Source organism: Methanolinea sp. (assembly GCA_030055515.1).
Classification (GTDB): domain Archaea; phylum Halobacteriota; class Methanomicrobia; order Methanomicrobiales; family Methanospirillaceae; genus Methanolinea_A.
Genome location: JASFYI010000001.1, coordinates 25,152 through 50,367, shown reverse-complemented (window position 1 = coordinate 50,367; position 25,216 = coordinate 25,152). Strand labels below are relative to the sequence as shown.

The following is a 25,216-nucleotide window of genomic DNA, read 5'->3' as shown; positions in this document are numbered from 1 at the left end:
TGGAAAAGTACGAGGTGATGTCCCTGATGGTCCTTGGGACCTCGTCCCACGCGGGCAAGAGCACCGTGGTTGCCGCACTCTGCAGGATCCTCTCCAACCGCGGCATCACCGCCGCGCCGTTCAAGTCCCAGAACATGAGCCTCAATTCCTACGTGACGCGGGACGGCCTGGAGATCGGAATCGCCCAGGCAATCCAGGCGCGTGCGGCACGGCTGGAACCCATGGCCGAGATGAACCCCATCCTCCTCAAGCCAAAAGGGGACGCGGTCTCGCAGGTCGTCCTGATGGGCAGGCCGTACAAGGACGTTCCCGCGCGCGAGTACTACAGGGAGACCGACCACCTCCTCGGCGTCGCGCTCGGGGCAGCCCGGACCCTCGAGGAGAGGTTCGGCCACCTCGTGGTCGAGGGCGCGGGGAGCGCCGCGGAACTCAACCTCTACTCCCGCGACATCGCAAACATCCTCCTCGCGCGGTCCCTCCGCTACCCCATCGTCCTCGTCGCCGACATCGAGAGGGGGGGCGTCTTCGCGCAGGTCTACGGGACGGTCTCCCTCCTGCCCCGCGACATCGCGCCGCTCGTGAAGGGGATCATCGTCAACAAGTTCCGCGGCGATCCCGCGTTGTTCTCGGAGGGGAAGGAGATCATAGAGGAGATCACGGGGATCCCTGTCATCGGGATCCTCCCCCACATGAGGATAGACCTGCCGAGCGAGGACTCGCTCTCGATCATGGACAAGGTACGCGGGGACTTTCCCGTGAGGATCGCGATAATCAGGCTCCCCCACATCTCCAACTTCACCGATTTCGAGGCGCTCGAGAGGCACGCCGCGGTGAGCTACGTCCCCCCGGGGTTCCCCCTCGCGGGCTTCGACTGCATCATCATCCCGGGCACGAAGAACACGGTCGCCGACCTCGAGACCCTCTGGCAGTCCGGGACAGCCGACGAGATCCGGGAGGCCGCCGCGCGGGGCTGCCCCGTGGTAGGGATATGCGGCGGTTTCCAGATGCTCGGGAGGGAGGTCATCGATTCCGGCGTGGAGTCCCGCCCGGGGGTCACCCGCGGCCTCGGACTCCTGAACGTGGTGACCCGGTTCGAGAGGTACGAGAAGAAGACCGCGCAGGTGACCCTCCGCGCCCGGCCCGTCGGGCCCATCCTCGGGGCGATGGGGACGGTGACCGGCTACGAGATCCACATGGGGACCTCCACGAACGAGGGGGAGGAGGAGGCATTCGAGGGGGAGGGGGCGGCGCGGAAAGACGGCCTCGTCTTCGGGACGTACCTCCACGGGCTCTTCTCCAACCCCTCTGCAGTGGAGGCGCTCTGCAGGTACCTCTACGGGAGGAAGGGGCTCCCCTACTCGTTCAGGGAAGATACCGCCGATCCCTTCGAGACCCTCGCCGAGTCCTTCCTCGCGCACGTCTCCATCGACCCGATCCTCGCGTGCTTCGACGCGTAGCCCTCGCCGCGGGCGGGTGACCCGCGCCGCGCGAATAACCGGCTGGCGATGGTATTTCAGGGTGGAGATCCAACTTCACATCGAGGACTCTGTGAGGGGATCAAAGAATGCCCATGAGGCTCTCGATCACGATCGACTCCGAGACCGTCGACAGCATCGACAGGTTCGCGAAGGAAAAGGGAATGGAGAGGAACAGGGCGATAATTGAGTGCATCCAGGCAGGTCTCCAGAAACTGAGCGCGGGGGAGCCGGTGAACATCCCCAGGGCGAACCCGATTGAGGATTACAAGGAGATCAAGGCTGCCCTCGGGGACGTGAAGGCCGCGCTCGCGAACCTCTCCGAGGAGATCCGCCTGATGCACCACACCATCGAGGCAGAGTGGCTCAAGGAGAACAGGGCGGTCCCGTACCAGAGCAGGAAGTGGTACGAGTTCTGGAAGACCTGAAACGATGCAGCCGCGAGCCTCTCCACCCCGTTACCCGAGGATGTTCATCATGCTCCTGTACCCCTCGCCGCGGAGATCCCCGCACCTGACCGCTTCCACGAGGTCCATATCCACTTCTCCGGCGTCCCTGTGGCGCAGGCAGTAGACCAACGCGGGGGACTTCACGTACTCCCCTTTCACGCGGAAATACCGCGAGTGCACGCAGAAACGGCAGTGCGCGACCGGTTCCTTCTTCCCGGGGAGGCAGTCGACCATCCCCGCCTTCACCTCGAGGGTCCGGTACTTCTCCTCGCCCATCCCCCTTCACCTCTTCACGCGGACGTCCCACGGGAGGAGTGCCCGGAGGGCTCCCTCGAGCTCGTCGACCAGCTTCGCCACGTCGCGTTCCATCTCCTCGACCCTCCTGCCCAGTTCCCCGATCCTCTCCGAGACCTTCTCCCTCTCGCTCCCGACCTCCCGGATGAGCCTCGAAAGCTCGCTGCCCCTGCTCCGGTCCGGGTGCGACTCGATGAACGCCTCCTTCTCGGCAAGGAGCCTCTCGGCTTCCCGCCGCTGCTGGACGAGGGATGAAAGGTCCCGCATCGCGTTCCCCGGGGAGGAGAAGAGGGCGGCTTCCTCGCGATTCTTGAGGGGGAGGTCCCCTGACCTGACCATCGATTCCACGATCGGGAGCACCGCCCTCGCCCGGTCCACCGTCTCCTCGCCGATGCCGCCCGGGTCCCACGAGAGGGCCTCCGTGACGCTTTTCAGGTCCCCCTGCACTCCCCCCCGTTTCTGGAAGATCTTCTCGGCCTTGGAGAAGACCCGGGCGAGGGTGGACGCGGTCTTCTGGATCTCCCTCCGGATCTCTGCAACCCTCTCCCCCGCCGCGTCCCTCTCCCTCAAGGCAGCCTGGAGACTCCCGTCGGTCCCGGCCCTCCGGTCGCAGGCCTCCTTCTCCCTCACGAGGTCATCGTACTTCTTCCCGAGGTCGCCCCGGCGGGACAGAAGGACGGAGAGCTGCTCCCTTGCGCCGGCGAGCGCGGACTGTTTCTCCCGCAGCGCGCCGAGCATTACCCTCGCTCGGTGGAGCGCGAGGCCGCGGTTCCTCCTCCCCGCGACGAGGGGGGTCATCCGGTTGACGAGCCTCCCCATGTCGTCCACGAGTGCCCGGATCTCCCTCATCTGTTCCGGGAACGCGGACCCGAGGTACCTGCCCGGCCCGGCCACCGCTTTCACGCACCCCTTGAGGCTCTCTGCCGCGGACTCGTAGAATGCGAGGGGGTCCTCGGGGATCCTCCTCTGGAGGGCAAGCATCATCGCCTTCGAGAATTGCGGGAGTGAATTGCGCGCGATCTTCTCGAGTTTCGGGTGGAATGCCCCCCCGGACTCGCTCCCGGAGAGGACGGACACGCGCTCGAGGAGGTGGGAGGATATTTCGGCAAACTCCTTCCTGAGGGGACCCATCTCCTCCCCGAGCCTTTCCTGCCAGTGCGATTCCTCCCTCTCGAGGAGGGGTCCCACCTCCTCGAGTGTGACCTCCCGCGCCTCGCGGGGCTCGCCGGCCGAGAAGAGCTCCTTCAGCCTCTTCAGCATGCGGGCCTGCCCTCCCTCACAGGCACCTCCCCTCGCACTCGTCCCGCGCGAGCTGCCTGATCCGGGCCACCCCGTCTATCTCGCGTATCACCCCGGCCACCGCGGGGGGGACGAGACTCTCCCAGTCTTCCCCTTCGAGGATGCGCCTGCGCACTTCCGTCCCGCTGTGGGAAGCCCTCTCGTACATCGCCGGCGACTCCACGTGGACGCCTTCTTCCTCAAAGAGCCTCACCACGAGAGGATTGCTCGAGAAGACGATCGAGAACGGGGGGGCCATCGAGCGGACGTGAGCGACCCAGAGGGCGTTCCTGTGGAGGTCCTCGATGGGGATGACGTAGATGGGCTTTTCGATCGGGCGCAGCGCCCGCGTGATCATGAGCAGCCTCTCCCCCGCGGTGAACGGGTTTGAAAGCTCGTGCGAGAGCTGGGCACTCCCTATCCCGATGATGATCTCGTCGACGCGCCGGGAGATCTCCTCGAGGACGTACTGGTGCCCGTTGTGGTACGGCTGGAATCTCCCGATGTAGAGGCCCCTTATCATCCGCCCGCCACCATGTTCGCGATCCTCGCCGCGAAGGCCCCTGCCACGAGCCCCGCGTCGATGTTCACGACGGCGATGACGGCACAGGACTGGAGCATGCTCGCGAGGGCCGCCCTGCCCCCTCCCATGTACCCGTACCCCGTGCTGACCGGCACGCCCACCACCGGACGGTCCACGAGGCCCGCGACGATCGCGGGGAGCGTCCCCTCCCTGCCCGCCGCGACCACAAAGACGTGGGCATCGAGGCACTTTTTCAGCGCCGGGAAGAGCCTGTGGATGCCGGCGACCCCGACGTCGTACGCCGTCCTGACCGTGCACCCCATCTCCTCGGCGATCACCCGCGCCTCCTCCGCGACCCGGAGGTCCGAGGTTCCCGCGCTCATCACCGCGACGACCCCCTTCCCCCGCGGGACGCCTTCCCCCGACGAGACCACGCCCATCGCTGCCTTCTCGTGCCAAGTGAATGCGAGCCCCTCCTCGCTGCAGACACCCCGGACCGCTTCCACGTGGGCGGGGGCCATCCGCGAGATGGCGACCCTTCTCGATGCAGCCGCCGCCCTCCTCACGATCTCCCCGAGTTCGCGCGGTGCCTTCCCCTCCGCGAGGATCACCTCGGGGACCCCGCACCTCGCTGCCCGCCCGGCGTCGAGGCACGCGAGCCCCTCCACCTCCTCTATCCGCAGGCCCTCGATCTCGCGGACGGCATCGTCGATGCTGATCCGCCCGCCCGCGTAGTCCTCCAGCACATCCCTGAGCCGGCGATTCAGAATCATGGTGTGACAATTAAGATATGGGGCCCGGTATAATAAGTGATGCAACAATCATGAGCTACCTTGTCTTTGTGGCCGCCTTCGGGTGCGGCGTGGCTTTTTTCCTCTGGATCCGCGATGCCCGGATATTCGTGCGAACCGGCCTCCCCGGGTACAGGAACGCCGCGTACCGGGGCGTACTCCACTGCGCACTCGCGCTCCTCGGTTTCTTCCTCGCGTACACTTCCGACCCTGCCCACCCCACGGAGCTCATTGGGCTCGGGATCATCCTCGCAGCCCTCTACCTGCAGGGGAGGGTGGAGAGGGAGAGGGTCTTTTCCCCTTCCGGGAGCGCGTGGGACAGGCTCACGGGGAAGGCTCCCCGCGGTGACCGCGGGCGGCCGGGGACGGGGTGAGGACGCGCATGCTCCAGAAACCGAGGGGTACCCGGGATTTCCTCCCGGGCGAGATGGAACAGCGGCGGAGCGTCGAGGCCACGATGCGGCGTATCGCGCAGTCGTGGGGTTACCGCGAGGTCTGCACGCCGACCTTCGAGGAACTGGAACTCTTCACGCTCCGCTCGGGCGAGGGCATCATCGAGGAGATGTACGTCTTCGAGGACAAGGGCGGCAGGAAGCTTGCCCTCCGGCCCGAGGTTACCGCGTCCGTCCTCCGCGCCTACGTGAACGTAGGCAAGACCCTCCCGAAACCCCTCCGGTGGTACTACTTCTCCGACTGCTTCCGGTACGAGAGGCCCCAGAAGGGGCGGTACCGGCAGTTCTGGCAGTTCGGCGTGGAGCTGATAGGCGCGGACACGCCGCTCGCCGAGGCCGAGGTCATCATGCTCGCGCGCGACCTCCTCTCCTCCACCGGGATTTCGTTCTCCCTCCACGTCGGGCACCTCGGGTTCATGCAGGCCCTCCTCGGCGGCCTCCCCCCCGAGGAAAGGAAGAAGGTGAGGGTACTCCTCGACAAGAAGAACTACGAGGGGCTCTCCGCGTTCCTCGCCTCGAGGGGGGAGGATGCACTCGCCGACCGGCTCGTCTCGCTCGTCCAGTGCAGGAAGCTCGACGACGTCCTCGCGGTGACCGGAAAGATCCCGGGGGACGAGAGGATAAGGGAGCTCTTCGCGGTCCTCGACGACGCCGGCGTGTCGTACACGCTCGACCCGGGGATCGCGCGGGGTCTCGACTACTACACGGGGATGGTCTTCGAAGCGTTCGCCGAGAACCTCGGGGCAGAGAACCAGGTCGCGGGGGGCGGGACGTACCGCCTCGCGCACCTCTTCGGCGGCGAGGACACGCCGTCGTGCGGTTTTGCGATCGGGTTTGACCGCGTGATGGTCGCCCGCGGGGAGGTCCCGGGACCGGCGGCAATCCGCGTCGGCGTCGCGTACACGCCCGAGGCGCGCCGTTGGGCGTTCCGCGTGGCAGGGGAGTTCCGCGCGGCGGGGATCCCCACCGAGATGGAGCTCTCCGGGAAGGGCATCAGCCAGCAGATCGCGTCCATCTCGCGGAACGCGGACTATGCCCTCATCATCGGCCGGCGGGAGGAGGAGAGGGGGGTCGTCACCCTCAAGGACCTCCGGACGGGAGTCCAGAAGGAGCTCCTTCTCCCGGAGGCCATCGGAGAGGTGAGCGGCGGTGAGCCTCGCGGATGAACTCGCGCGGCAGCAGAGGAGCATCAGCGTCGCCGAGTTCTTCGAGAAGAACAAGCACCTCCTCGGTTTCGACTCGCCCACCCGCGGGTTGATCACGACCGTCAAGGAGGCCGTGGACAACGCCCTCGACGCCTGCGAGGAGGCGGGGGTCCTGCCCGACATCTACGTCCGGGTGGCCCGCACCGGGCAGGACACGTTCAGGATCACGGTCGAGGACAACGGCCCGGGGATCGTCCCCGAGCAGGTCCCCTACGTCTTCGGCAAGCTCCTCTACGGCTCGCGGTTCCACCAGCTGCGGCAGAGCAGGGGGCAGCAGGGGATCGGCATCAGCGCCGCCGTCCTCTACGCGCAGCTCACGACAGGCCTTCCCACCCTCGTGATCTCCCGCACCGGCCCGGAGAGACCGGCGTTCAAGTTCCTCGTCCAGATCGACATCGGGTCCAACGAGCCCGCCGTCCTCGGGAGGGAGGAGGTCGTGTGGGACAGGACGCACGGGACGCTCGTCCAGATCGAGTTCCGGAGCACGGTCTCGGCCAAGAAGAAGCTCCTCGAGTACCTCAAGTACACTTCCATCGTCAACCCGCACGCCCGGATCCGCGTCGATATGGAGGGTGAGACCACCCTCTTTGAGCGCGTGAGCGACGAGCCTGTCCCGTGCCCGAGGGCGATCCTCCCCCACCCCCACGGGATAGAGATAGGCCAGCTCTCGCGGATGATCGCGGGGTCCACGCAGGACTGCAGCGAGTTCCTCGCGTCCTGCTTCTCGAGGGTCGGGAAGAAGACCGCGCTCGAGATCTGCAGGGCCGCGGGAATCCCGCCCGATACTCCCGCGGGCTCGCTCTCCCCAGCGGAACAGAAGGCGCTCCTCACCGCAATGCAGGGCGCGAAGGTCCCGCCGCCCGCGACGGGGACGTGCCTCTCGCCCATCGGGGAGGACCTCATCGTCCGGTCCCTCGAGAGGGAGTTCCAGATGGACTTCGTGAGGGCGAGGACCCGCCCGGTCTCGGTCTACTCGGGCCACCCCTTCCTCGTCGAGGCCGCGATCGGGTACGGCGGGAAGCTGCCCGCCGACGGGAACGCGACGATCCTCCGGTTCGCAAACCGCGTCCCCCTCATGTTCCAGCAAGGGGCGTGCGCGATCACGGGGTGCGTCGCGGGGATCACGTGGAAGAACTACAACGTGGCACAGTCCGTCCTCCCGACGGGTCCCCTCCTCGTGATGGTCCACGTCGCGTCCACGAACGTCCCCTTCACGAGCGAGAGCAAGGACGCGATCGCGGCGATCCCGGAGATAGAGAGGGAGATCACCCTCGTCCTGCAGGAGCTCGGGCGCGAGCTGAGGGCGTACCTCTCCCGAAGGGAGAAGACGAGGCTCGCGGAGGACCGGGCGAGGGCGGTCTGCGCGATCATCCCCGACATCGCGGCGAAGGTGGCCGAGATCGTGGAGCTGCCCGTCCCCGACACGACCGTGATCGAGGGGAGGCTCATGAGGAAGGTCGTCGTGAAGAGGGTGGCAAGGGACGGGAAGGTCAGGATAGACGCGAGGAACCACATGAATGCACCCTGCACGCTCTCGCTCTACGAGATCTCCCCCGACCCCGCGCCCGATGCATCCCCCCCGCCCGCCTTCACGACCGCGGTCGACGGCGAGTACACGCGGGTCTGGCAGGTCGCGCTTCCTCCCCGCGAGGGGTGGTCCGCGGAGTACACCGGCTCGGGGAAGGGAACGGTCCAGGTGAGGGGCATCCCGCCTGAGAACGTCACGGTGGTCGATCTCGATGCAGAGTGAGTCGCTCGACAGGAAGGCCCTCGAGAGGCTGAGGGCCATTGCCATGCAGTGGTACCGGCAGATGGAGGAGGGGAACATCCCGTCCATCACGCTCCCGACCCGCACGAAGCAGAACATCGCCTACGACGAGGAGGCCGAGGTGTGGACACTGGGCGACCGCGAGAGCACCCGGTCGGCGCACACGGAGAGGAGCGCGCTGCACCTCCTCAAGATGTCCTACGTGATAGGGTTTTTAAAAACCCAGCTCCTCGAGAACCGTTCCTCGACGCTGAGGGAACTGTACTACATCTCGGAAGGGTGGAAGAGGGCGAAGTTCTCCGCGCAGGAGGAGAGCAACTACCTCGTGGAAGACCTCGAGATCCTCACCGACCTCCAGCGGGAAGCGTTCCACCTGCGGCCCGAGGAGGACGGCGCGACCATATTCGGTCCACTCCGCCTTAAGGAGATGACGCGGAGGGGCGAGAGGGTGATCCACTGCAGGGACGACGTGGGCGAGGCAGGGTACCAGATCCCGTGCAACGTGGAGACCGTGGAGCTCCTCGACCACGACGCGGACTTCGTGATCGCCATCGAGACGGGCGGCATGTACGCCCGCCTCATCGAGAACGGGTTCGACGAGGATTACCGGGCCATCCTCGTCCACCTGAAGGGCCAGCCCGCGCGGTCGACCCGGAGAATGCTCCACCGGCTCTCGACCGAGTTCGGGCTGCCCGTGTACGTCTTCACCGACGGCGACCCATGGTCCTACCGGATCTACGCGAGCGTCGCCTACGGCGCGATAAAGAGCGCGCACATGTCCGAGCTCCTCGCGACGCCGGGGGCACGGTTCATCGGCGTGCAGCCGAGCGATATCAGGGACTACGACCTCCCCGCGGATGCCCTGACCGAGAAGGACGTTGCCGCCCTGAAGGCCGAGCTCTCGGACCCGAGATTTGCCTCGGACTACTGGCAGGAGCAGATCGCGCTCCAGCTTTCCCTCAACCTCAAGTCCGAGCAGCAGGCGTTTGCGGCCCGCGGCCTCGATTTCGTGACCCGCGAGTACCTCCCCCGGAGGCTCTCGGAGATGGGTGGCCTCACGCGATCATGAACCTGAAGATCACCCACGCGATCACGAGCATGGTGGCTGAGTACTTCAGCCCCGCCGTGACCCTCCCCTCGCCCATCTGGCCCGCGACGAGGCCCGAGAATATGCCCTGTATCATCGCGGCGTGGGAGAAGAGGCGCTTGTAGAAGAAGAGGTCGATCGCCCCGATGAACGAGGCGGCACCCGCGCCGGCCGAGGCCGCGGCGCTCCCCGCGGTCGCCATCGTCGAGAGGAACGTGCTCACGAGGATGAATATCACGAAGACGAAGACGAGGAACGAGATGAGCACGATGATGACGTAGATGAGCATGTTGTTCCGCCGCTCCGTCCGCAGCGCGAGGACTTCGTAGGTGTCCCTCGCGGCAGCGCGGAGGATCTCGGAGACGTCGCCCCCCGCCATGCTCGCCTTCGCAATGAGGTCGATGCTCCGGTCCGCGAGAGGGGTCCCGAGGCGGGCGCGGAACCTCTGGATCGCCTCGATGAAGGTGACGTTCCACGACATCTCGTTGTCGAGACGGCGGATGAACGGGGTGAGCGTGCTGTACTCCCCCTGCGCGACGAGGTGGACGGCATTCGGGAGGGTCATCCCGCTGTCGTTCATCCCCGCGAGGTCGCGGAAGAAGTTGGGCAGGGCCTCCTCGAGGTTCTTTATCCTCCGGCTCTCGCGGATGTCCATCACCGCCAGGGGGACGATCGCGACGAGGATGGAGAGGACCACCACATCGTCGACGAGCGTCGTCGAGAAGAGGACGCCCATCCCGTACTGCTTTATCGCGAGGGCAGTCCCGACGACGAAGACGATGAGCGAGGCGGGGAGCGAGACGATCAGGATGTTGAGCGGTTTTTCGAGGAGGACCTCGACCGGGTGCTTGATCACCCGCATGATCCCGGACCTCTCCGCCTTCGCCTTCTCGAGTTTCCGGAGGATCTCCTCCTGCTCGCGGGCGAACCGCCCGATCTCCGAGGGGGAGAGGTCCACCCCGCCCCGCTTCTTCCCCGGCAAGCTTGAGAGGGGACCCTGCTCCTGTCCCCCCGGTTGCGCCTCCCGCGGCGCGGGCTCGCTCGCGGCGCGTGCCCTCTCCTTCTCCCCTCCCGCGGGCTCCGCACCACCTCCTGCCTTGCCCTTCTCGCCCCCGCCGGCCCGGCCGAGGACGCTGTCCCTTATCCTGTCCCTTAGGTCCACGGTTTCACCCCTCCGGCGTCATGGAGCTGATGAGGATGACGAACATGAGGCTCCCGAAGGGGATGATCATGTAGATGATGATGTAGAGGAAGATGGGCTGGGAAGACTTCGAGAGGATCGACATGATCGACTGGAGGATGATGAGGAAGAGGGGTCCTGCCACCATGGCGGTGACGTAGGACTCCGAGATGAGGCCGAGGGTGTCGAGGAAGAGCTTCTGCGTCTGCCTGTTCTCGAGGGAGTACTGCTCGGCCTTCGTCCTGAAGTACTCCGTCAGGCTGCTCCCCGCCGAGATGCACCCCATCGCCCCCTGCAGGAACTCCTTCATCCGGAGGCTCGGCGTCGTTGCCGATATCAGCCTGAGCGCGTCGAGGAGGTCCCTCCCGAAGAGGTCGATCTCCATCGCGATGAAGCGTGCCTCGACCGCGCTCTCGCCGTACATCGGGCTGTTCCCGAGCTGCCGGAAGATCTCGGCGGGCGGGATGCCGGCCGTGGACATCGCGGTGATGTAGTTGATCGCGTAGGGGAGGGTCGCGTCGATGTTCCTGCGGCGGTTCCCCGCGACGATGCTCGGGTACACGAGGAAGACGAGGAAGGTGATCCCCCCGACGACCACGAAGGATATGACGACCGCGAGGACCGTCCCGATGATCAGGCTGTACTGCGAGATGAAGAGCATGAACTCCGGGACGGCCCCGTGGTACTTGATCATGGAGGGGATGTTGAAAATGTACGTGACGAGACCGAGGACGACCGACGCGACCGCGCCGGCGGTAAACGAGCTCAGGTACGCGGTCGAGAGGTAGACCTCGAAGGGAACCTTCATCCGCGCGGTGACGAGGTCGCTGCGGAGTGCCGCGTACTTGTCCCTCCTCTCCTCCGCGAACTTCCCGAATAACCGAAACGCGAGGCGTTCCCAGCTGTTCATGGCTCCCCGTACAGGTCGGCCCTGACCATCTCGATTGTCCGCGCCGGGTCGCGGAAGTACTGGACGAGGATCTTGCTCACGTCACGGAAGTGCCTGATCTTCTTGATGCGCATCCACTCGAGGACTTCCTGCCTCATCTTGAGCTCTTCCTTCATCCTCTCCTCGTCCCACCCCCTCGACTCCATGATCTCCTCGAGGACGTAGGACTTGCCCGAGTACGTGATCTCGTCCGTCGCGGGGTGCCACCGGAATACCTCGTTCGTGATCAGCTCGTTCGTCCTCGGGTCGATGTCGAGGATCTCGATGATCTGCTTGTTCCGCCGGATCCTCTGGCCCCCTACCCGGGCCTGCACCTGGACCGAGATGAGGTCGAGGGCCGAGAGCATGTTCCTCGGGACGTTCAGGGGCGGGTTCTCCAGCCTGTGGACGATGCTCGCCACCGAGTCCGCGTGCATCGTCGAGTACGTGACGTGCCCCGTGCTCATTGCCTGGAAGAGGGTGAGCGCCTCCTTCCCCCTCACCTCGCCGACGAGGATGTACTCGGGCCTCTGCCGCAGCGCGGCGCGGAGGAGCTCGTACATGTCGATCTCGCCCTTCCCCGAGGCGTCAAAGGACGTCCGCGTGATGCTCGGGATCCAGTTCGGGTGGGGGAGCTTGAGCTCCCGGGTGTCCTCGAGGGTGACGATCTTCGCGAGCGGCGGGATGAAGAGCGAGATCGCGTTGAGCGAGGTCGTCTTTCCCGACGCGGTGCCGCCCGCGAATATGCAGGACTTCCCGCTCTCGACGGCGAGCCAGAAGAACGCGATGGAGAGGGGTGAGAACGTGCGCCACTCGATGAGGTCGGTCGGCGTGATCGGCTCGTCCTTGAACTTCCTGATGGTGTAGGTCGACCCGTGCGCGGTCACCTCGGACCCGAGCGTCATCTGGATGCGCGACCCGTCGCTCATGGTTGCATCGAGCATGGGTTCGGAGATCGAGATGTACTTCCCCGCGCGCTGGGCGAGCTTGATCACGAAGGAGTCGAGTTCCTCGGCGCTCCTGTACACGAGGTTCGTCCGCATGGACTCGTACCGGTTGTGGAAGACGAAGAGGTTCGTGTTCACGCCGTCGCAGGAGATGTCCTCGATGTACCTGTCGTGCATCACGGCATCGATCATCCCGTTGCCGAGGAACTCCTTGTACATCGCGTAGAGGATCTTCTCCCTCTGGACGGGGCTGAGCGTGATCCCGTAATCCCGGATGATCTCGTCGGTCACGTCGCGGAGGGTCTTCTTCGCGATCTCGTCGGCGACGTTCTGCGTGTTAATATCGAGCCTCTCGAAGATCCGCTCCTTGATGTCGAGGAAGAGCGCGTTCTCGGCCGGCGTGAGCTTGGGTTCGAGGACCTCGTAGAAGTACTCGTGGGTCGCGTTGTCGTAGGTGATCCGGACGTACGCGTAGGGCTCGTTCACCGGGTACACCTCGATCAGCTCCACCCCGGGGCGCGGGCGGAACGTGAGGTCGACGAGCGGGCCGTGCGTCCGCGGGTTGTACTCCACGGGGGGCCTGTGGATCACGTTCAGCGGGTTGAGCTTCGCGAGGATGCTCCCCACTCCCTGCTCTCTCTGTACCTCGGACGCGGCCTCCGTGACCTTCTTGATACCCGTGTCGAGCAGGTCGGCCTTCCCGAGGTCCTTTGCCCCGGCGAGGTCGCCGGTACCCTTGAACTTGAAAATGTCGCTCTTCGGGGGGAGCCGTATCTCGTCGATCGTGAAGGTCGCGCCCTTCGGGAGGATGAGCCCCGAGAGGTCGTCGATGTCCTCGACGGAGATAACTGGCTCCTTCTCGGTCCCCTTGCCCTGCTCCTTCCGCGGTTCTTTCCCGCTGGGTTCAGTGCTCTTTTTCGCAGGCGCGAAGGTGGGGGGGCGGACCGGACGGCCTTCCCTCTCTACCTCCCTCCCTTTTTCCGCGGGAGGAGGTGCCTCCGCCGCCTGCGGGAACTGGCCGGGAGTCTCCCTGCCGGCCAGCGGGGTTTCCGGGGGTGCGGTCGTTCCGGCTGGCTTTTCCGCGGGGCCGCCGTCTCCCCGTTGCGCAAGCCCGATCCTCTCCATAAGGCCCTGGAGGTCAGGCCTCTCACCCTTCGAGGGGAGATTCACATCGGTGGCTCCGCCTGCCTTCCCCGCTTCTCCTTCCCTTTTCCCCTCCTTTTTCCCGAAAAGGGAGTCGAACAGTCCTTTCTTTTTTGAGTCAGATGTCATCTCTTGGACCCGCTTCACCTCGCCCGACGATACAATACCTAATCAGGTGATAGTATCTCCCCCCACACCATGAAACATTTCTTTGCGGACGGTGCCGAGCGCGAGCCTTATCATCCCGAGGTGCGCGGTCCTGTCGGCGAGGACGCAGAAGGAGAGGTCACCGTCGCGGGCAAAGAGGCACACACCCCCCGGCCCCTCGACGGTCACCTGTTCCAGCCCAAAGAGCTCGATCTCCCCCGCGACCTTCGCCGCGCTCCTCATGAAATCCTCTCCCAGCGCCGCGATCTTCTCGAAGTCCCCGGTCCCCGCCGTCTGGACGGGGAACCCCTCGAAGAACGCGATGACTGCCCGGACCCCCCGGAGCCCGGCGAGCCGCTGGAGGGCCTTCTCGTCGAGCCTCGTCCCCGGGGAAGGGGCCGGTGCACCCTTTGCGCCGACGGAAAGCCCCCTTTCCGAGCAGAGCTCGAGGGCGAGGGCCAACTCCTCCGGGCCGTACCTGTACTGGATGAACCGCGCCTCGAGGGCATCTCCCCCCCTGCCCCCCATGACGTAGGCGAGGGCTTCCTTGCCGTGAAGCTCCCTGCCCTTCTCCCGGTAACACGCCGCGATGACCTCGCCTTCCCTCACGAGGAAGAGCCCGGCCCCCGTCGCGGTGAGGACCTCCACCCTCCCGGAGAAAGGTTTCGTCCCGCCCGATGCGGCATCGGTGAGGGGGTCTCTCGCGACGCCGATGTACGTGCCCCTTGGAAATTTCATGGCATTTTCAGAGTGCGGCCACGAGCCGTTCCTTGTTCTTCTTCAGTTCGTACCGGATCCTCCCCACGTTCGCCTCGTTGGATGCGACGATCGCGATCATCTCCTCGGGGGAGAGGAGGGACATGAGGATCGGGCCCTGTTCGAGCTCGACAATCATCTGCCGGAGTTCCCCCTTCCCAAGCTCCTTTCCCATCGCTTCAGACGTCCCTAGCCCCGTCGACGCCATCGCCCCCAGTGCGTCGATGTCCATCTTCCCCGTCGTCGCACTCTCTATCACGAACCCGTCCCGACCCACCACGACCGCCGCAGACACCCCGTCGATCTTCAAAAATTCGTTTAAAATTTGTTTCAGCATCATTGCCACCTTTGACTCAAAGTATCTCTCCCGATATATAATAAAAAACTTTGCAATCTTTTTCTGTACCTCGCGCGATTCCATGTCGATTTTCACGGGATTCCCGCTCCTTTCACCAATAGCATTATCACCACGTGTGCACTCAATTCCTTACGATGCAACTACCGAGGGGGAGATTCCGGTCGCTGGAGAGGGGGGTCAGGATCGGTGACATTCTCGCCCGTATGGGTGCCGACCGGTTCTCGGGAATATGCACGTTCTCCAGCGAGGAAAGGTGCATCGAGATCGTGATGGAAGCGGGGAGGATCGTCCTCGCCAGCGTCGACACCGTCCACGGCGACAACGCGATGAGGCTCATCTCAGGACTCCTCGAACAGACCGCCGACGTCGCGATCTCTGAACTCACCCCCGCGCAGCTCGCACTCGCACGCGAATTCAACGGGGATTGCGTCGTCCGTCACCCGGAGATTCCCCTCGGGGAGAAGAGTTCACCCCCGGTTGGGAGCGGGGCAGGGGGAGAGGGAAAGGAGGGCCGGGCAGAGGCAGTATCCCGGGAGGAGACCCCGCAGGGACGGCAGGGACCGGAAGCTGTTTCTCCACCAGGTGGCGGGGAGACGCAAGGTGATACCGGTGGAGAGCCTCCGGCTGATGTGGGAGAGTGGGACGTGGTCGCACGCGAAGGGTTCACTCTGAGGCCCGACGACCTCGATGCCCTCGACTCGATGGACCTCGAGACGATGACGAGGAAGATCAGGGAGAACTGCAGGCTGATGGTCGAACGCCTCCAGCTCGGCTACCTCGTCGCCGACAACGAGGAGAGGGGAGAGGGGTAGGGGAGCATGGACCCCGTCTCCTTTGACCTCTTCCTCCTCCTCGTCGCTCTCGTCCTGACGGGGATCATCCTCTTCCTCTCGCTCGTGAGCGTGATATACACCGTCCGCCTCGCGTACAAGATGGATACCCTGATCGCGCTCGTGGAAGGGTTGCGGCCCGTCTCGGCCACGAGGCGCGCTGAACGTGCCGGAGAGGCGGGTGTCGCAGCACCGGTCCCCGAGTCCGCGGTGCGTGGAAAACCGCCCGTCGCCCCTGCAGAATCCCGTGCCCGGGAAAAATTCGACCCGGACCGCGATGCACCCGACATCGAGTCGGGGATAAGCCGTATCGCGGAGATCTACGGGTTCCGGTCCCTCACGCTCTCCACGCCCGACGGCCTCGTGGTCGCATCGAGCAGAAAAGCACCTGCAGACGAGCTTGCCGCACGCGTGAGTTACGCGAGGCTCACGGGGACACTGCCCGTAGAGGGGGACGTCTTTTCCTTCCCCGTGCGCTACCGCGAGAACGAACTCCTCGGCATCGTGGAGGGCGTGGGGTCCGTCCCCGAAGGGACCCTCTCTTCCCTTCAGGAAGATATCGGCGCCCTCCTCGGGAGATGGGTGTAGGGCATCCATGGGTTTTTCACCAGTCTTTTATATAAAGAGCGGGAAGATCTTCCCCACGGAGGGGTGAATGGTCCGGGTCATCACTTTTGCGTCCGGAAAGGGGGGGACCGGGAAGACAACTGCTACCGTGAACATCGGGACGTGCCTTGCCGAGTTCGGGAAGAACACGATCATCATGGACGCCGATATCGGGATGGCGAACCTCGGCCTCGCCCTCGGGCTCGAGGATGTCCCCGTGACGCTCCACGAGGTCCTCGCGGGCAAAGCCCACATCCATGACGCGATATACGAAGGCCCTGCCGGCGTGAAGGTCGTCCCGAGCGGGATTTCGCTGCAGGGGTTCCAGCAGGCAAACCCCGAGCTCCTCAAGGACGCGCTCAAGGATCTCGTCGAGGTCTGCGACTTCCTCCTGATCGATGCCCCGGCCGGGATCAGCCGGGACGGCATCATCCCCCTCGCGGTCGCCGACGACGTCATCCTCGTCGTGAATCCCGAGCTCTCCTCCATCGTGGACGCCCTCAAGACCAAGATCCTCACGGAGGTCATCGGGGGGCACGTCTTTGGCGTCATCGTCAACCGGGCGGGGATCGAGAGGTCCGAGGTGATGACCCAGAAGATGGAGAAGGTCCTCGGCGTCAGGGTGATCGGGACGGTTCCCGAGGACCCCAACATCAGGAAGGCAACGTCCTACAAGACTCCCGTGGTGATCAAGTTCCCCGCGTCGCCCGCGTCGGTCGCGTTCAGGAACATCGCGGCGGAACTCGCGGGCATCCCGACGGAACAGAGGGAGGGGATCGGCCGGGAGAGCTTCATCGACCGGTTCTCGAAGGTGCTGTTCAGGGGGAAGAAATGACGATCGAACAGGTCCTGCTCCTCTCCGCGAGCATCGTCATCGTCGTGCTCCTCGTCCTCGTCTTTTTCATGTACGTGCGCATCCGGCAGCTCACGCGGGACCTTGAGGTCCTCCAGTCGCGGCTCCGGATCTCGGACTCCGAACTGGACACGCTCATCAACACGGTCGAACAGATGATAAAGAAGATAAAAATCTGAAGGGCAGGAAAAAAATTCAACTGTTCTCTCACTGCTGCCGGTCCTTTACCTGGAAGACGCAGTGCGGGTCGCCGCGCGACCGGCACATCACCTCTCTTGCCTGGACCTTGACCCCGAATGCCCCCTCCACGATCCCCGCGAGGAGCCCCGCGGTGCAGAAACAGACGTTCTTGCCCACCTGCCCGAAGGATTCCGACTCGACGGTGTGCTCGAGGGTGATGGTCTTGGTCTTCGCTTCCTCGTTCCACTCCATGCTGATGATCCTGAACCACCCCATCTGCGAGTAGAACGTGAAAGCCATGTCCGCGAGGGTGTTAGGGTTCGTGATCCCCATCTTCTTGTAGTGCGCGACGTTCTCCTTTCCCATCTCCATGTATGCCCTGTAGTTGACGCCCCCCGCGGGAGCCTCTCCCATCGTCTTGATGAGGGAATTCATCATCGACGTGAAGATGAAGCGGGGCATCATCACGACTGGCTCGTCGATCAGGTGGATCTTGCCCTGGAGCGGCTTGTGCTCGATGAACTCGGTGATGGCCGACTCCCCCCTCACGACAGCCTCTGCCTTGTACTTCCAGCTCGGCTCGACCTGGTCTGCCACGAACTCGCAGTAAGGGTCACCCTGCGCGTGGCAGCTCTTCTCGAGGCAGTACCAGTTCTTCCCCGTGACCGCGCTGAGTATCCCCTCTATCCACCCCTGGTGGATCCCGCACACCGGCATCTTCCAGTCCCTGAGGACGACTGACTCGAACGTCTGCTTGCACCGGACCACGATACGCTTCTCGGACGCCTCCACGAGTTCCATGGGGGCGCCCCACCCCTGCTGGTGCTGCAGCTTGAAGACGAGCATCAGGAATTCCTCGGGTTTCAGGGCGAGACCGAGCTTGCGCAGCAGCCTGTCCAGCCCGACAGACCCGTGGCCCACCGAACGGAAGAGTTTCCGCATCGCCTTGTTCGCGAGCTTCCTGTCGAGGTTGGCCTCGTACATCTCGTACAATGCCTTCACGAGGTAGTCCGGGTTGCTCGCGGTCCTGACGCCAAAACAGGTGGTCGTGCCCTCGGCCGGGTTCACCTGCATGTACGCGGTGATGTCCCTCGTCCCCTTGAGGATGGCCTCGAAGTCCTCCTTATTCATACCAATCTGACTCGTACCTGATCTCTCCCCTGCCAAACCTAAACGTTGCGCTTAAAAAATGGATACAGGCCGCCCTTTCCCGCGGGGAAAAGAGGACCGTTCGCCGCTTCGGATGCGCCTTTCCCTCTACCTGCAGGGAGGACAGGTCAGACGGAGTGGCCGATGTCGAGGGTGACCGGCCTGTTGTGGAGGCCGGGGTGGAACTCGAACTCGTACACCCTCGTCGAGAGGTCGCGGGAGTGGACGATGCACTCGTACTTCCCGTAGAGGAGGCGGAACGAGACCTTCCCGTCCGCGCGGGTGAAGTCATTCCCGACTATCTGCCCTTCCTTCCTGATAGAGACCCTGTAGCCGGGGAGCGGGACACCTTTTTCCACCACGACAACGGAGAATACACCCGCCCCCCCCTCTCCCTCCCTCCTCACCTCGGGCAGGTCGACGGGCAGGATACGCCTGAGGATCTCCTGGTCGAATATGCGGCAGCCAAGGACGATTCTCTCCACTATCTCCGGTTTCGCGGGAAAGAGCGTGAAATTCTCGTTTCCCTTGAGGAGGTACACCGCCTTGTTCCCAAAGAGCGTCCCCTTCGAATCGTGGAGAACCGCGCCCTTCGGTTCCCCCGCGAGGAAGAGGAGGTAGAAATCCCCCTGTCTCTCCCTCGCGCGGGCAATCCCGGAAAACGACCTCTCCCGCGCGTGGGAGAGGGCCCGCGGGAAGGGGAACGGGCCTTCGCCTGCGGACGCCGCGATGACGGACTCGAGGATTTCCCTGCTCGTCAGGAGAGTGCACCCCCCTTTCCCTCAATCCCGGCGCGTCCCCGCGGCACGCCCGGACCGCGAGGCCTCGGGCCGCGAAGAGCCAATTCCCGGGTGACCGCCGGGGCCATACATATCAACCTGTGCATCCCACGATATATCTGTATCCATGATCGTCCCCCTCGCCGTAAGCGCCGCCGCGGTCTCCTGCACGTTCCTCTACGCCTCGTTCCGCGACATCAGGGAACGGCGCGTCCCGTTCCGGACGTGGTACCCGATGCTCGCGGTGACCGTGCCCATGGCCGCGTGGTTCTACCTCTCCCTCCTCCAGAGGGGCCTGTGGGGACTCTGCGCGTACTTTCTCGCGCTCGTCCTCGTCTTCTCCGTCATCTTCTACGCGTTTGCTGCCTTCAACTTCTTTGGCGGTGCAGACGCGTGGGCGCTCATCTTCCTCTGCGTATCGGTCCCTGCGTTCCCGTTCGAGCCGCTCTTCGGGGTCCCGCCGCTCGGGTTCCTCCCGTTTTCGGTCCTCACGAATGCACTCATCCTGAACCTCTGCACGCCGCTCCTCATCTTCTCGTGGAACGCGGCGCACGGGAGGTGGGGGCCGTTCCCCTACGCGTTCCTCGGGTTCCCCGTGCCCGCGGACTCCCTGCCCGACGCGTTCGGTTTCGTGATGGAGGAGGTGAGAGAGGGCGAGGGGGGGAGGATCGAGAGGCGGTTCATCCGGCCGGGGGAGGCGATTGGGAGAATGGTCTCGGGGAAGGGGAGACTCTACACGAGGGACCTCAAGAACAACCCCGGAGAGTACGCGCGCGAAATGGAATTGTTCCGGAGAGCGGGGACCGTCTGGATCTCGTACGGGATTCCCTTCCTCGTTCCCCTCACGGCAGGTCTCCTCGCGGCGCTCTTCGCGGGGGACCTCCTCTTCGTTCTCATCGAGGTCGCGACAGGTGCTTGACATGATCGAGCTGCACTACAGCAACGGGCTCGTGCCGGTGGTGGTCCAGGACGCCCGGACACGGGATGTCCTGATGCTCGCGTACGCGAACAAGGAGGCGATCGACCTCACGCGGGAGACGGGGTTTGCCCACTACTACTCCCGCAGCCGGGAGAAGATCTGGAAGAAAGGGGAAGAGAGCGGGCACTTCCAGCGCGTGGAGGGCATCCTCGTCGACTGCGACGGCGACGCGGTCCTCTACCTCGTCGAGCAGACGGGGGCAGCATGCCACACGGGGTACCCCTCGTGCTTCTACAGGACGCTCGACGGCGAGATCCTGCAGGAGAGGGTGTTCGACCCCGCGAAGGTATATGCTAATAAAGGGGAGCAACAAGACTATAAACGGTGATATTTTTTGATCATCGTGCCGGATACAAGCGTGGTGATAGACGGTCGTATCACCTCCATGATACAATCGGGTGAATACAAGGGTGCAACAATAGTCATACCCGAGGCGGTGGTCGCAGAGCTCGAGGCGCAGGCGAACCAGGGGAGGGAGATCGGCTTCCTCGGCCTCACCGAACTGCAGGCCCTGTGCAGGCTCGCCGCCGAGGGGACGATCACCCTCAAGTTCGTGGGGGAGAGACCGACGCTCGACCAGGTGAAGCTCGCGAGCGGCGGGGAGATAGACGCCCTCATCAGGAGCGCGGCGCTTGAGCACGGGGCGAAATTCATCACGAGCGACACCGTCCAGGCAGAGGTCGCGAAGGCCAAGGGCCTGGACGTCACGTACCTTCGGCCCCAGGTCGAGGGATTCGCACCCCTCGCGATAGACCAGTTCTTCGACGAGCACACAATGGCGGTGTACCTCAAGGAACGGGTCCCCCCGATGGCGAAGAAGGGGACGATAAAGGAGATGCGCCTCGAGAAGATCAGGGACCAGCCCCTCACGGAGTACGAGCTGCGGAGCATCGCGCAAGAGATCCTCGAGCGGGCGAAGCGCCACCCCGACGGGTTCATCGAGCTCGAGAAGAGGGGGGTCACGGTCGTCCAGATCGGGTCGATGCGGATCGCGATCACCCGTCGCCCGTTCTCCGACGGCATGGAGATCACGGCCGTGCGGCCGATCGCTGACGTGAAGCTGGAACAGTTCAGGAACGCGTCGATCATCAAGAACCGCATCACGGGGGAGAGGCGCGGCCTCCTCATCGCGGGGCCGCCCGGCGCGGGGAAGACCACTCTTGCCCAGAGCATCGCCACGTACCTCGCCGAGAACGGCTACGTGGTCAAGACGATGGAGGCCCCGCGCGAGCTCCAGGTCCCCGACCACATTACCCAGTACACGGCGCTGGACGGCAGCATGGCGCACACGGCAGAGGTCCTGATGCTGGTCCGGCCCGACTTCGTCATCTTCGACGAGGTCCGGCGGGACGAGGACTTCAGGGTCTTTGCAGACCTCCGCCTCGCGGGGATCGGGATGATAGGCGTGATCCACGCGATAGGAGCCCACGACGCCCTCCAGAGGTTCTCTGACCGCGTCGACTTCGGCGTCCTCCCGCAGATCATCAACACGATCATCTTCCTCGAGAAGGGCGAGATCACGAACATCTACGACATCGGCTTCACCATCAAGGTCCCGGAGGGGATGTCGAGCGAGATCAACCTCCGCCCCGTCACCACCGTCACGGACCATGAGACCGGCGAGATCGTCTTCGAGATCTTCAAGTACGACGGGGAGACGATCGTGATGCCGGTCATGAGCCCTGTCCCCGCCGCGCCCGCGCAGCCCCTGAAGGCACCCACCGCGCCGGCAGCACCGGCAAAGGAGGAGAAACCGCACTGGAAGGTCCTCGAGAAGGACATCCAGAGGGAGATAGGGCGGTTCACGGACGGGTACGTGGATGTCCACATGCTCTCCGACAGCAAGGCTGTCGTGTACATCGAGGACAAGGACGTCCCCGCCGCGATCGGGAAGGGCGGGAAGAACATCGCCGCGATCGTGAACAAGCTCGGGATAGGGATCGACATCCGGCCGAGGAGCGAACTCGAAAAGGCGCAGGCCGCGGCACCCGGGGAAGAGGAACTCCACGTGGGGGGCGGCGTCAAGATACGGGTGGACAAGAAACAGCTCACGATCTCCTGCCCAGAGCACAGCGGCAAGATCGTCGACGTCTTCGCGGGGAAGGAGTACCTCTTCACCGCCACGGTGAGCGACAGCGGGGAGATCCACCTCGCGAAGAACTCGACCATCGCGCAGGAACTGATCAAGCGGTACAACGACGGCGACACGATCCGCCTGCGGCCCGTGTAGGGCGGGGACGGGGAATCTCGCGGGAGGTGATTCGACGGTGAGTTCACACGACTGGCGGGCAATGGAAGAGGAGTGCATCTCGGCGTGGGAGCACGCGTTCGAGCCGGATCCCTCGGGGAAGGAGAAGTTCTATCTCACGGTCGCGTACCCCTACCCGAGCGGCGCGATGCACGTGGGGCACGGGAGGACCTACATCGTCCCGGACGTGATCGCGCGGTTCTGGCGCATGCGGGGCAGGCAGGTCCTCTACCCGATGGCATTCCACGTCACGGGGGCGCCGGTGATAGGGATCTCGAAGCGGATCGCGAGGGGCGACGAGAAGGCGGTGCGGCTCTACCGCGACCTCTACAAGGTCCCCCCCGCGACCCTCGAGCGGTTCGTGGACCCGCTCGAGATCGTCCGGTACTTCTCCGAGGAATACCGGAGGGTGATGCGGCGGTGCGGTCTCTCCATCGACTGGAGGCGCCGTTTCACGACGGTCGACCCGCAGTACAGCAAGTTCATCGAGTGGCAGTGGAAGCACCTCCACGAGGGGGGTCACGTGAGGAAGGGGGCCCACCCCGTCCGGTTCTGCCCCCAGTGCGACAACCCGGTCGGCGACCACGACCTCCTCGAGGGGGACAAGGCCGAGATCCAGAGGTTCGTCCTCGTCATGTTCCGGTGGAAGGACGCGTTCATCCCCACCGCGACCCTCCGGCCCGAGACGATCTACGGTGTCACGAACCTCTGGGTCAACCCGAGGGCCACGTACGTGCGGGCGAGGGTCGACGGCGTCCCGTGGATCGTGAGCAGGGAGGCCGCGGAGAAGCTCTCGTACCAGGACCACGCCGTGTCGGTCGAGGAGGAGATCCCGGGTTCCGCCCTCGTGGACCAGGCGGTCTCCCACAGGCTCTGCGGCAACGTGCCCATCCTCCCCGCCGAGTTCGTTGACCCGGGGATGGCGACAGGGATGGTCATGAGCGTCCCGGGGCACGCGCCCTTCGACTACATCGCCCTGCGCGACCTCCAGTCCCGCGGGCTCTACACGCACATCAAGCCCGTGCGGCTCATCGAGGTCCCCGGGTACGGAGAGTTCCCCGCGAAGGATGCCGTCGAGAGGGCGGGGGTGAAGGACCAGAACGACCCGAGGATGGACGAGATCACGCAGGAGGTTTACTCCGCGGAGTTCTCGTCGGGGAGGCTCCTCCCGGAGTTCGGCGGCATGACCGTCCGCGAGGCCCGGGAGCGCGTGGGCGAGATGCTGGTCTCGAACGATTCCTCCACGTACATGTACGAATTCGACACGCGGCCGGTCGTGTGCCGCTGTGGCGGGCAGGTCTTCATAAAGATCCTCCACGACCAGTGGTTCCTCGGGTACAGCGACCCCGCGTGGAAAGCGAGGGTGAGCGACCACCTCAGGGAGATGTCGCTCGTTCCCCCCGAGGTGAGGGCAGAGTTCGAGCGGACCGTCGAGTGGCTGAAGGACTGGGCCTGCACGCGCCGCGTCGGCCTCGGCACGCGCCTCCCGTGGGACCCGGCGTGGCTGATCGAGCCGCTCAGCGATTCTACCGTCTACATGGCGTACTACACCATCGCCCACCACTTAAAGGAGTTCTCCCCCGAAGAGCTCACGCCCGATGTCTTCGACTACCTCTTCCTCGGGAAGGAATGCCCGGACCACCCGCGGAAGGAGGATCTCCTGAAGATGCGGGAGGAGTTCCTCTACTGGTACCCCTACGACTACCGGTTCTCCGCAAAGGACCTCATCTCCAACCACCTCACGTTCCAGCTCTTCCACCACGTGGCGATCTTCCCCGCCTCCTGCCTCCCGAGGGGGATGGTCGTCTTCGGGATGGGTCTCCTCGAGGGGGCGAAGATGTCCTCCTCGAAGGGGAACGTCGTCCTCCTCGAGGACGCGATCGACGAGTTCGGTGCCGACACCGTCCGGATGTTCCTCGTGGGGAGCGCAGAACCGTGGCAGGACTTCGACTGGAGGAACGAGCTCGTCTCCTCGACGCGGAGGCAGATAGAGAGGTTCGCATCGACGGTCGCGGAGTGCCGCAACGCCCCGGCATCCATGAGCACGGCGGACGCGTGGCTCCTCTCCCGGCTCCAGCAGCACATCCAGAGGGCGACCGAGGCGCTCGAGAGGTTCCAGACGAGGCAGGCCCTCCAGGCCGCGTTCTACGCGGTGGAGGCCGACCTGAAGTGGTACAGGAGGCGGACCGCCGCGGGGGAGGGCGGCGGGGGGGCACTGCGCGAGCTCGCCTCCACGTGGACGCGGCTCATGGCGCCGTTCATCCCCTTCACGTGCGAGAGGCTCTGGAAGGAGGCGGGGGGCGAGGGGCTCGTCAGTTACGCGGCGTGGCCGGTTCCGGACCCGGGCAAGGTCGACGGGACGCTCGAGGTCGCCGAGGAGCTCCTCCAGCGGACCATCGAGGACATCGAGTCGATCCGCAAGGTCCTCCAGTTTACGCCATCCTCGCTCACGATATGCCTCGCACCCCCGTGGAAGCGCGAGATCTTCGCGCTCATCGCCCGCTCGCCGGACCGGAACGCCGCGATACGGAAGGTGATGGAGGACGAGCGGTTCAGGAAGATGGGGCGGGAGGCCGCGGAGACCGCAAAGCAGTGCACGGCGCTGATCCACCGCCTCCCGCCCGGGATCGTGGAGAGCTACGTCGGGGGGAGACTCGACGAGGGGGAGGTCTTCCTCGCCGCACGCGGTTTCTTCGAGAGGGAGACCGGCACGAGTGTCACCGTCACCGGCGCCGACCGGTCTTCGCACCCGAGGGCGAAGATGGCACTCCCGCTCAAGCCCGCGATCATCTTCGAGTAGGGCGGAAATCC

At 64.8% G+C, this 25,216-nt stretch carries 25 protein-coding genes; 14 read left to right on the top strand and 11 right to left on the bottom strand.

Annotation, left to right across the window (positions count from 1 at the left end):
• Positions 1-17 precede the first annotated feature (17 nt).
• Entirely contained in the window at positions 18-1,457 is a 1,440-nt protein-coding gene (locus QFX32_00250; protein MDI9632476.1) for a cobyric acid synthase, read from the top strand.
• A gap of 107 nt (positions 1,458-1,564) precedes the next feature.
• On the top strand, positions 1,565-1,903 hold the full coding sequence (locus QFX32_00245) for a type II secretion system protein E (protein MDI9632475.1): 339 nt from the start codon (positions 1,565-1,567) through the stop codon (positions 1,901-1,903).
• A gap of 30 nt (positions 1,904-1,933) precedes the next feature.
• Here the strand turns inward: QFX32_00245 and QFX32_00240 are convergent, their stop codons facing one another.
• From QFX32_00240 to larB, 4 genes are read right to left on the bottom strand one after another with little or no spacing between them, the layout of a single operon-like run.
• Positions 1,934-2,200 (bottom strand): hypothetical protein, encoded by a 267-nt coding sequence (locus QFX32_00240; protein ID MDI9632474.1) that lies wholly within the window; start codon positions 2,198-2,200, stop codon positions 1,934-1,936.
• A gap of 6 nt (positions 2,201-2,206) precedes the next feature.
• On the bottom strand, positions 2,207-3,478 hold the full coding sequence (locus tag QFX32_00235; GenBank protein MDI9632473.1) for a hypothetical protein: 1,272 nt from the start codon (positions 3,476-3,478) through the stop codon (positions 2,207-2,209).
• A gap of 16 nt (positions 3,479-3,494) precedes the next feature.
• A complete protein-coding gene (locus QFX32_00230) occupies positions 3,495-4,019 on the bottom strand; it encodes a nicotinamide-nucleotide adenylyltransferase (protein ID MDI9632472.1) in 525 nt (174 codons plus the stop codon).
• Positions 4,016-4,792 (bottom strand): nickel pincer cofactor biosynthesis protein LarB, encoded by a 777-nt coding sequence (gene larB, locus QFX32_00225; protein MDI9632471.1) that lies wholly within the window; start codon positions 4,790-4,792, stop codon positions 4,016-4,018. Before larB ends, QFX32_00230 begins: the two co-directional genes overlap by 4 nt.
• 50 nt (positions 4,793-4,842) lie before the next feature.
• Here larB and QFX32_00220 point away from each other — a divergent pair, with 50 nt between their 5' ends.
• From QFX32_00220 to QFX32_00205, 4 genes are read left to right on the top strand one after another with little or no spacing between them, the layout of a single operon-like run.
• Positions 4,843-5,184 carry an ABC transporter permease gene (locus tag QFX32_00220; GenBank protein MDI9632470.1) on the top strand — a complete coding sequence of 114 codons (342 nt, stop codon included), beginning with the start codon at positions 4,843-4,845 and terminating at the stop codon, positions 5,182-5,184.
• Between the two features lie 8 nt (positions 5,185-5,192).
• Positions 5,193-6,428 (top strand): histidine--tRNA ligase, encoded by a 1,236-nt coding sequence (gene hisS / locus QFX32_00215; GenBank protein ID MDI9632469.1) that lies wholly within the window; start codon positions 5,193-5,195, stop codon positions 6,426-6,428.
• Positions 6,412-8,217 (top strand): DNA topoisomerase VI subunit B, encoded by a 1,806-nt coding sequence (locus tag QFX32_00210; protein ID MDI9632468.1) that lies wholly within the window; start codon positions 6,412-6,414, stop codon positions 8,215-8,217. The genes hisS and QFX32_00210 overlap by 17 nt, the downstream gene beginning before the upstream one ends.
• Positions 8,207-9,304 carry a DNA topoisomerase IV subunit A gene (locus QFX32_00205; GenBank protein MDI9632467.1) on the top strand — a complete coding sequence of 366 codons (1,098 nt, stop codon included), beginning with the start codon at positions 8,207-8,209 and terminating at the stop codon, positions 9,302-9,304. The genes QFX32_00210 and QFX32_00205 overlap by 11 nt, the downstream gene beginning before the upstream one ends.
• Here the strand turns inward: QFX32_00205 and QFX32_00200 are convergent.
• The 5 genes from QFX32_00200 to QFX32_00180 are packed head-to-tail and all read right to left on the bottom strand — an operon-like array spanning position 9,291 to position 14,763.
• Positions 9,291-10,484 (bottom strand): type II secretion system F family protein, encoded by a 1,194-nt coding sequence (locus QFX32_00200; protein MDI9632466.1) that lies wholly within the window; start codon positions 10,482-10,484, stop codon positions 9,291-9,293. The two genes, QFX32_00205 and QFX32_00200, sit on opposite strands and share 14 nt — an antisense overlap.
• 4 nt (positions 10,485-10,488) lie before the next feature.
• Positions 10,489-11,412, bottom strand: coding sequence for a type II secretion system F family protein (locus tag QFX32_00195; protein ID MDI9632465.1), 924 nt, complete (start codon positions 11,410-11,412; stop codon positions 10,489-10,491).
• The gene (locus QFX32_00190; protein ID MDI9632464.1) at positions 11,409-13,649 is read right to left on the bottom strand and encodes an ATPase, T2SS/T4P/T4SS family; all 2,241 of its coding nucleotides are present in this window, start codon (positions 13,647-13,649) and stop codon (positions 11,409-11,411) included. The genes QFX32_00195 and QFX32_00190 overlap by 4 nt, the downstream gene beginning before the upstream one ends.
• A 42-nt stretch (positions 13,650-13,691) precedes the next feature.
• Positions 13,692-14,405 carry a roadblock/LC7 domain-containing protein gene (locus QFX32_00185; GenBank protein ID MDI9632463.1) on the bottom strand — a complete coding sequence of 238 codons (714 nt, stop codon included), beginning with the start codon at positions 14,403-14,405 and terminating at the stop codon, positions 13,692-13,694.
• A 7-nt stretch (positions 14,406-14,412) separates the two neighbouring features.
• On the bottom strand, positions 14,413-14,763 hold the full coding sequence (locus QFX32_00180) for a roadblock/LC7 domain-containing protein (protein MDI9632462.1): 351 nt from the start codon (positions 14,761-14,763) through the stop codon (positions 14,413-14,415).
• A 152-nt stretch (positions 14,764-14,915) separates the two neighbouring features.
• On the opposite strand from QFX32_00180, the gene QFX32_00175 reads away from it, so the two are divergent.
• The 4 genes from QFX32_00175 (at position 14,916) to QFX32_00160 (ending at position 17,249) form a co-directional block, all read left to right on the top strand.
• Complete coding sequence (locus tag QFX32_00175; protein MDI9632461.1) at positions 14,916-15,593, top strand: hypothetical protein; 678 nt, start codon at positions 14,916-14,918, stop codon at positions 15,591-15,593.
• Positions 15,594-15,599: 6 nt separating this feature from the next.
• Positions 15,600-16,199 carry a hypothetical protein gene (locus QFX32_00170; GenBank protein ID MDI9632460.1) on the top strand — a complete coding sequence of 200 codons (600 nt, stop codon included), beginning with the start codon at positions 15,600-15,602 and terminating at the stop codon, positions 16,197-16,199.
• Positions 16,200-16,266: 67 nt separating this feature from the next.
• Complete coding sequence (gene minD / locus QFX32_00165) at positions 16,267-17,052, top strand: cell division ATPase MinD (GenBank protein ID MDI9632459.1); 786 nt, start codon at positions 16,267-16,269, stop codon at positions 17,050-17,052.
• Positions 17,049-17,249, top strand: a complete 201-nt coding sequence (locus QFX32_00160; protein MDI9632458.1) for a hypothetical protein — start codon at positions 17,049-17,051, stop codon at positions 17,247-17,249. Before minD ends, QFX32_00160 begins: the two co-directional genes overlap by 4 nt.
• Positions 17,250-17,277: 28 nt before the next feature.
• Here QFX32_00160 and QFX32_00155 read toward each other — a convergent pair whose 3' ends face one another.
• Complete coding sequence (locus QFX32_00155) at positions 17,278-18,381, bottom strand: 4-vinyl reductase (protein ID MDI9632457.1); 1,104 nt, start codon at positions 18,379-18,381, stop codon at positions 17,278-17,280.
• Between the two features lie 146 nt (positions 18,382-18,527).
• Positions 18,528-18,941 (bottom strand): hypothetical protein, encoded by a 414-nt coding sequence (locus tag QFX32_00150; GenBank protein ID MDI9632456.1) that lies wholly within the window; start codon positions 18,939-18,941, stop codon positions 18,528-18,530.
• Between the two features lie 364 nt (positions 18,942-19,305).
• Here QFX32_00150 and QFX32_00145 point away from each other — a divergent pair, with 364 nt between their 5' ends.
• The 4 genes from QFX32_00145 to leuS all read left to right on the top strand — a co-directional run bounded on the left by QFX32_00145 (position 19,306) and on the right by leuS (position 25,205).
• Positions 19,306-20,097: an A24 family peptidase C-terminal domain-containing protein gene (locus QFX32_00145; protein MDI9632455.1), complete on the top strand. Its 792-nt coding sequence runs from the start codon at positions 19,306-19,308 to the stop codon at positions 20,095-20,097.
• Positions 20,098-20,101: 4 nt separating this feature from the next.
• Positions 20,102-20,485: a phosphoribosyl-AMP cyclohydrolase gene (gene hisI, locus QFX32_00140; protein ID MDI9632454.1), complete on the top strand. Its 384-nt coding sequence runs from the start codon at positions 20,102-20,104 to the stop codon at positions 20,483-20,485.
• Positions 20,486-20,491: 6 nt separating this feature from the next.
• Positions 20,492-22,387 carry a PINc/VapC family ATPase gene (locus QFX32_00135; GenBank protein MDI9632453.1) on the top strand — a complete coding sequence of 632 codons (1,896 nt, stop codon included), beginning with the start codon at positions 20,492-20,494 and terminating at the stop codon, positions 22,385-22,387.
• Between the two features lie 61 nt (positions 22,388-22,448).
• A complete protein-coding gene (gene leuS, locus QFX32_00130) occupies positions 22,449-25,205 on the top strand; it encodes a leucine--tRNA ligase (GenBank protein ID MDI9632452.1) in 2,757 nt (918 codons plus the stop codon).
• Positions 25,206-25,216: the final 11 nt, after the last annotated feature.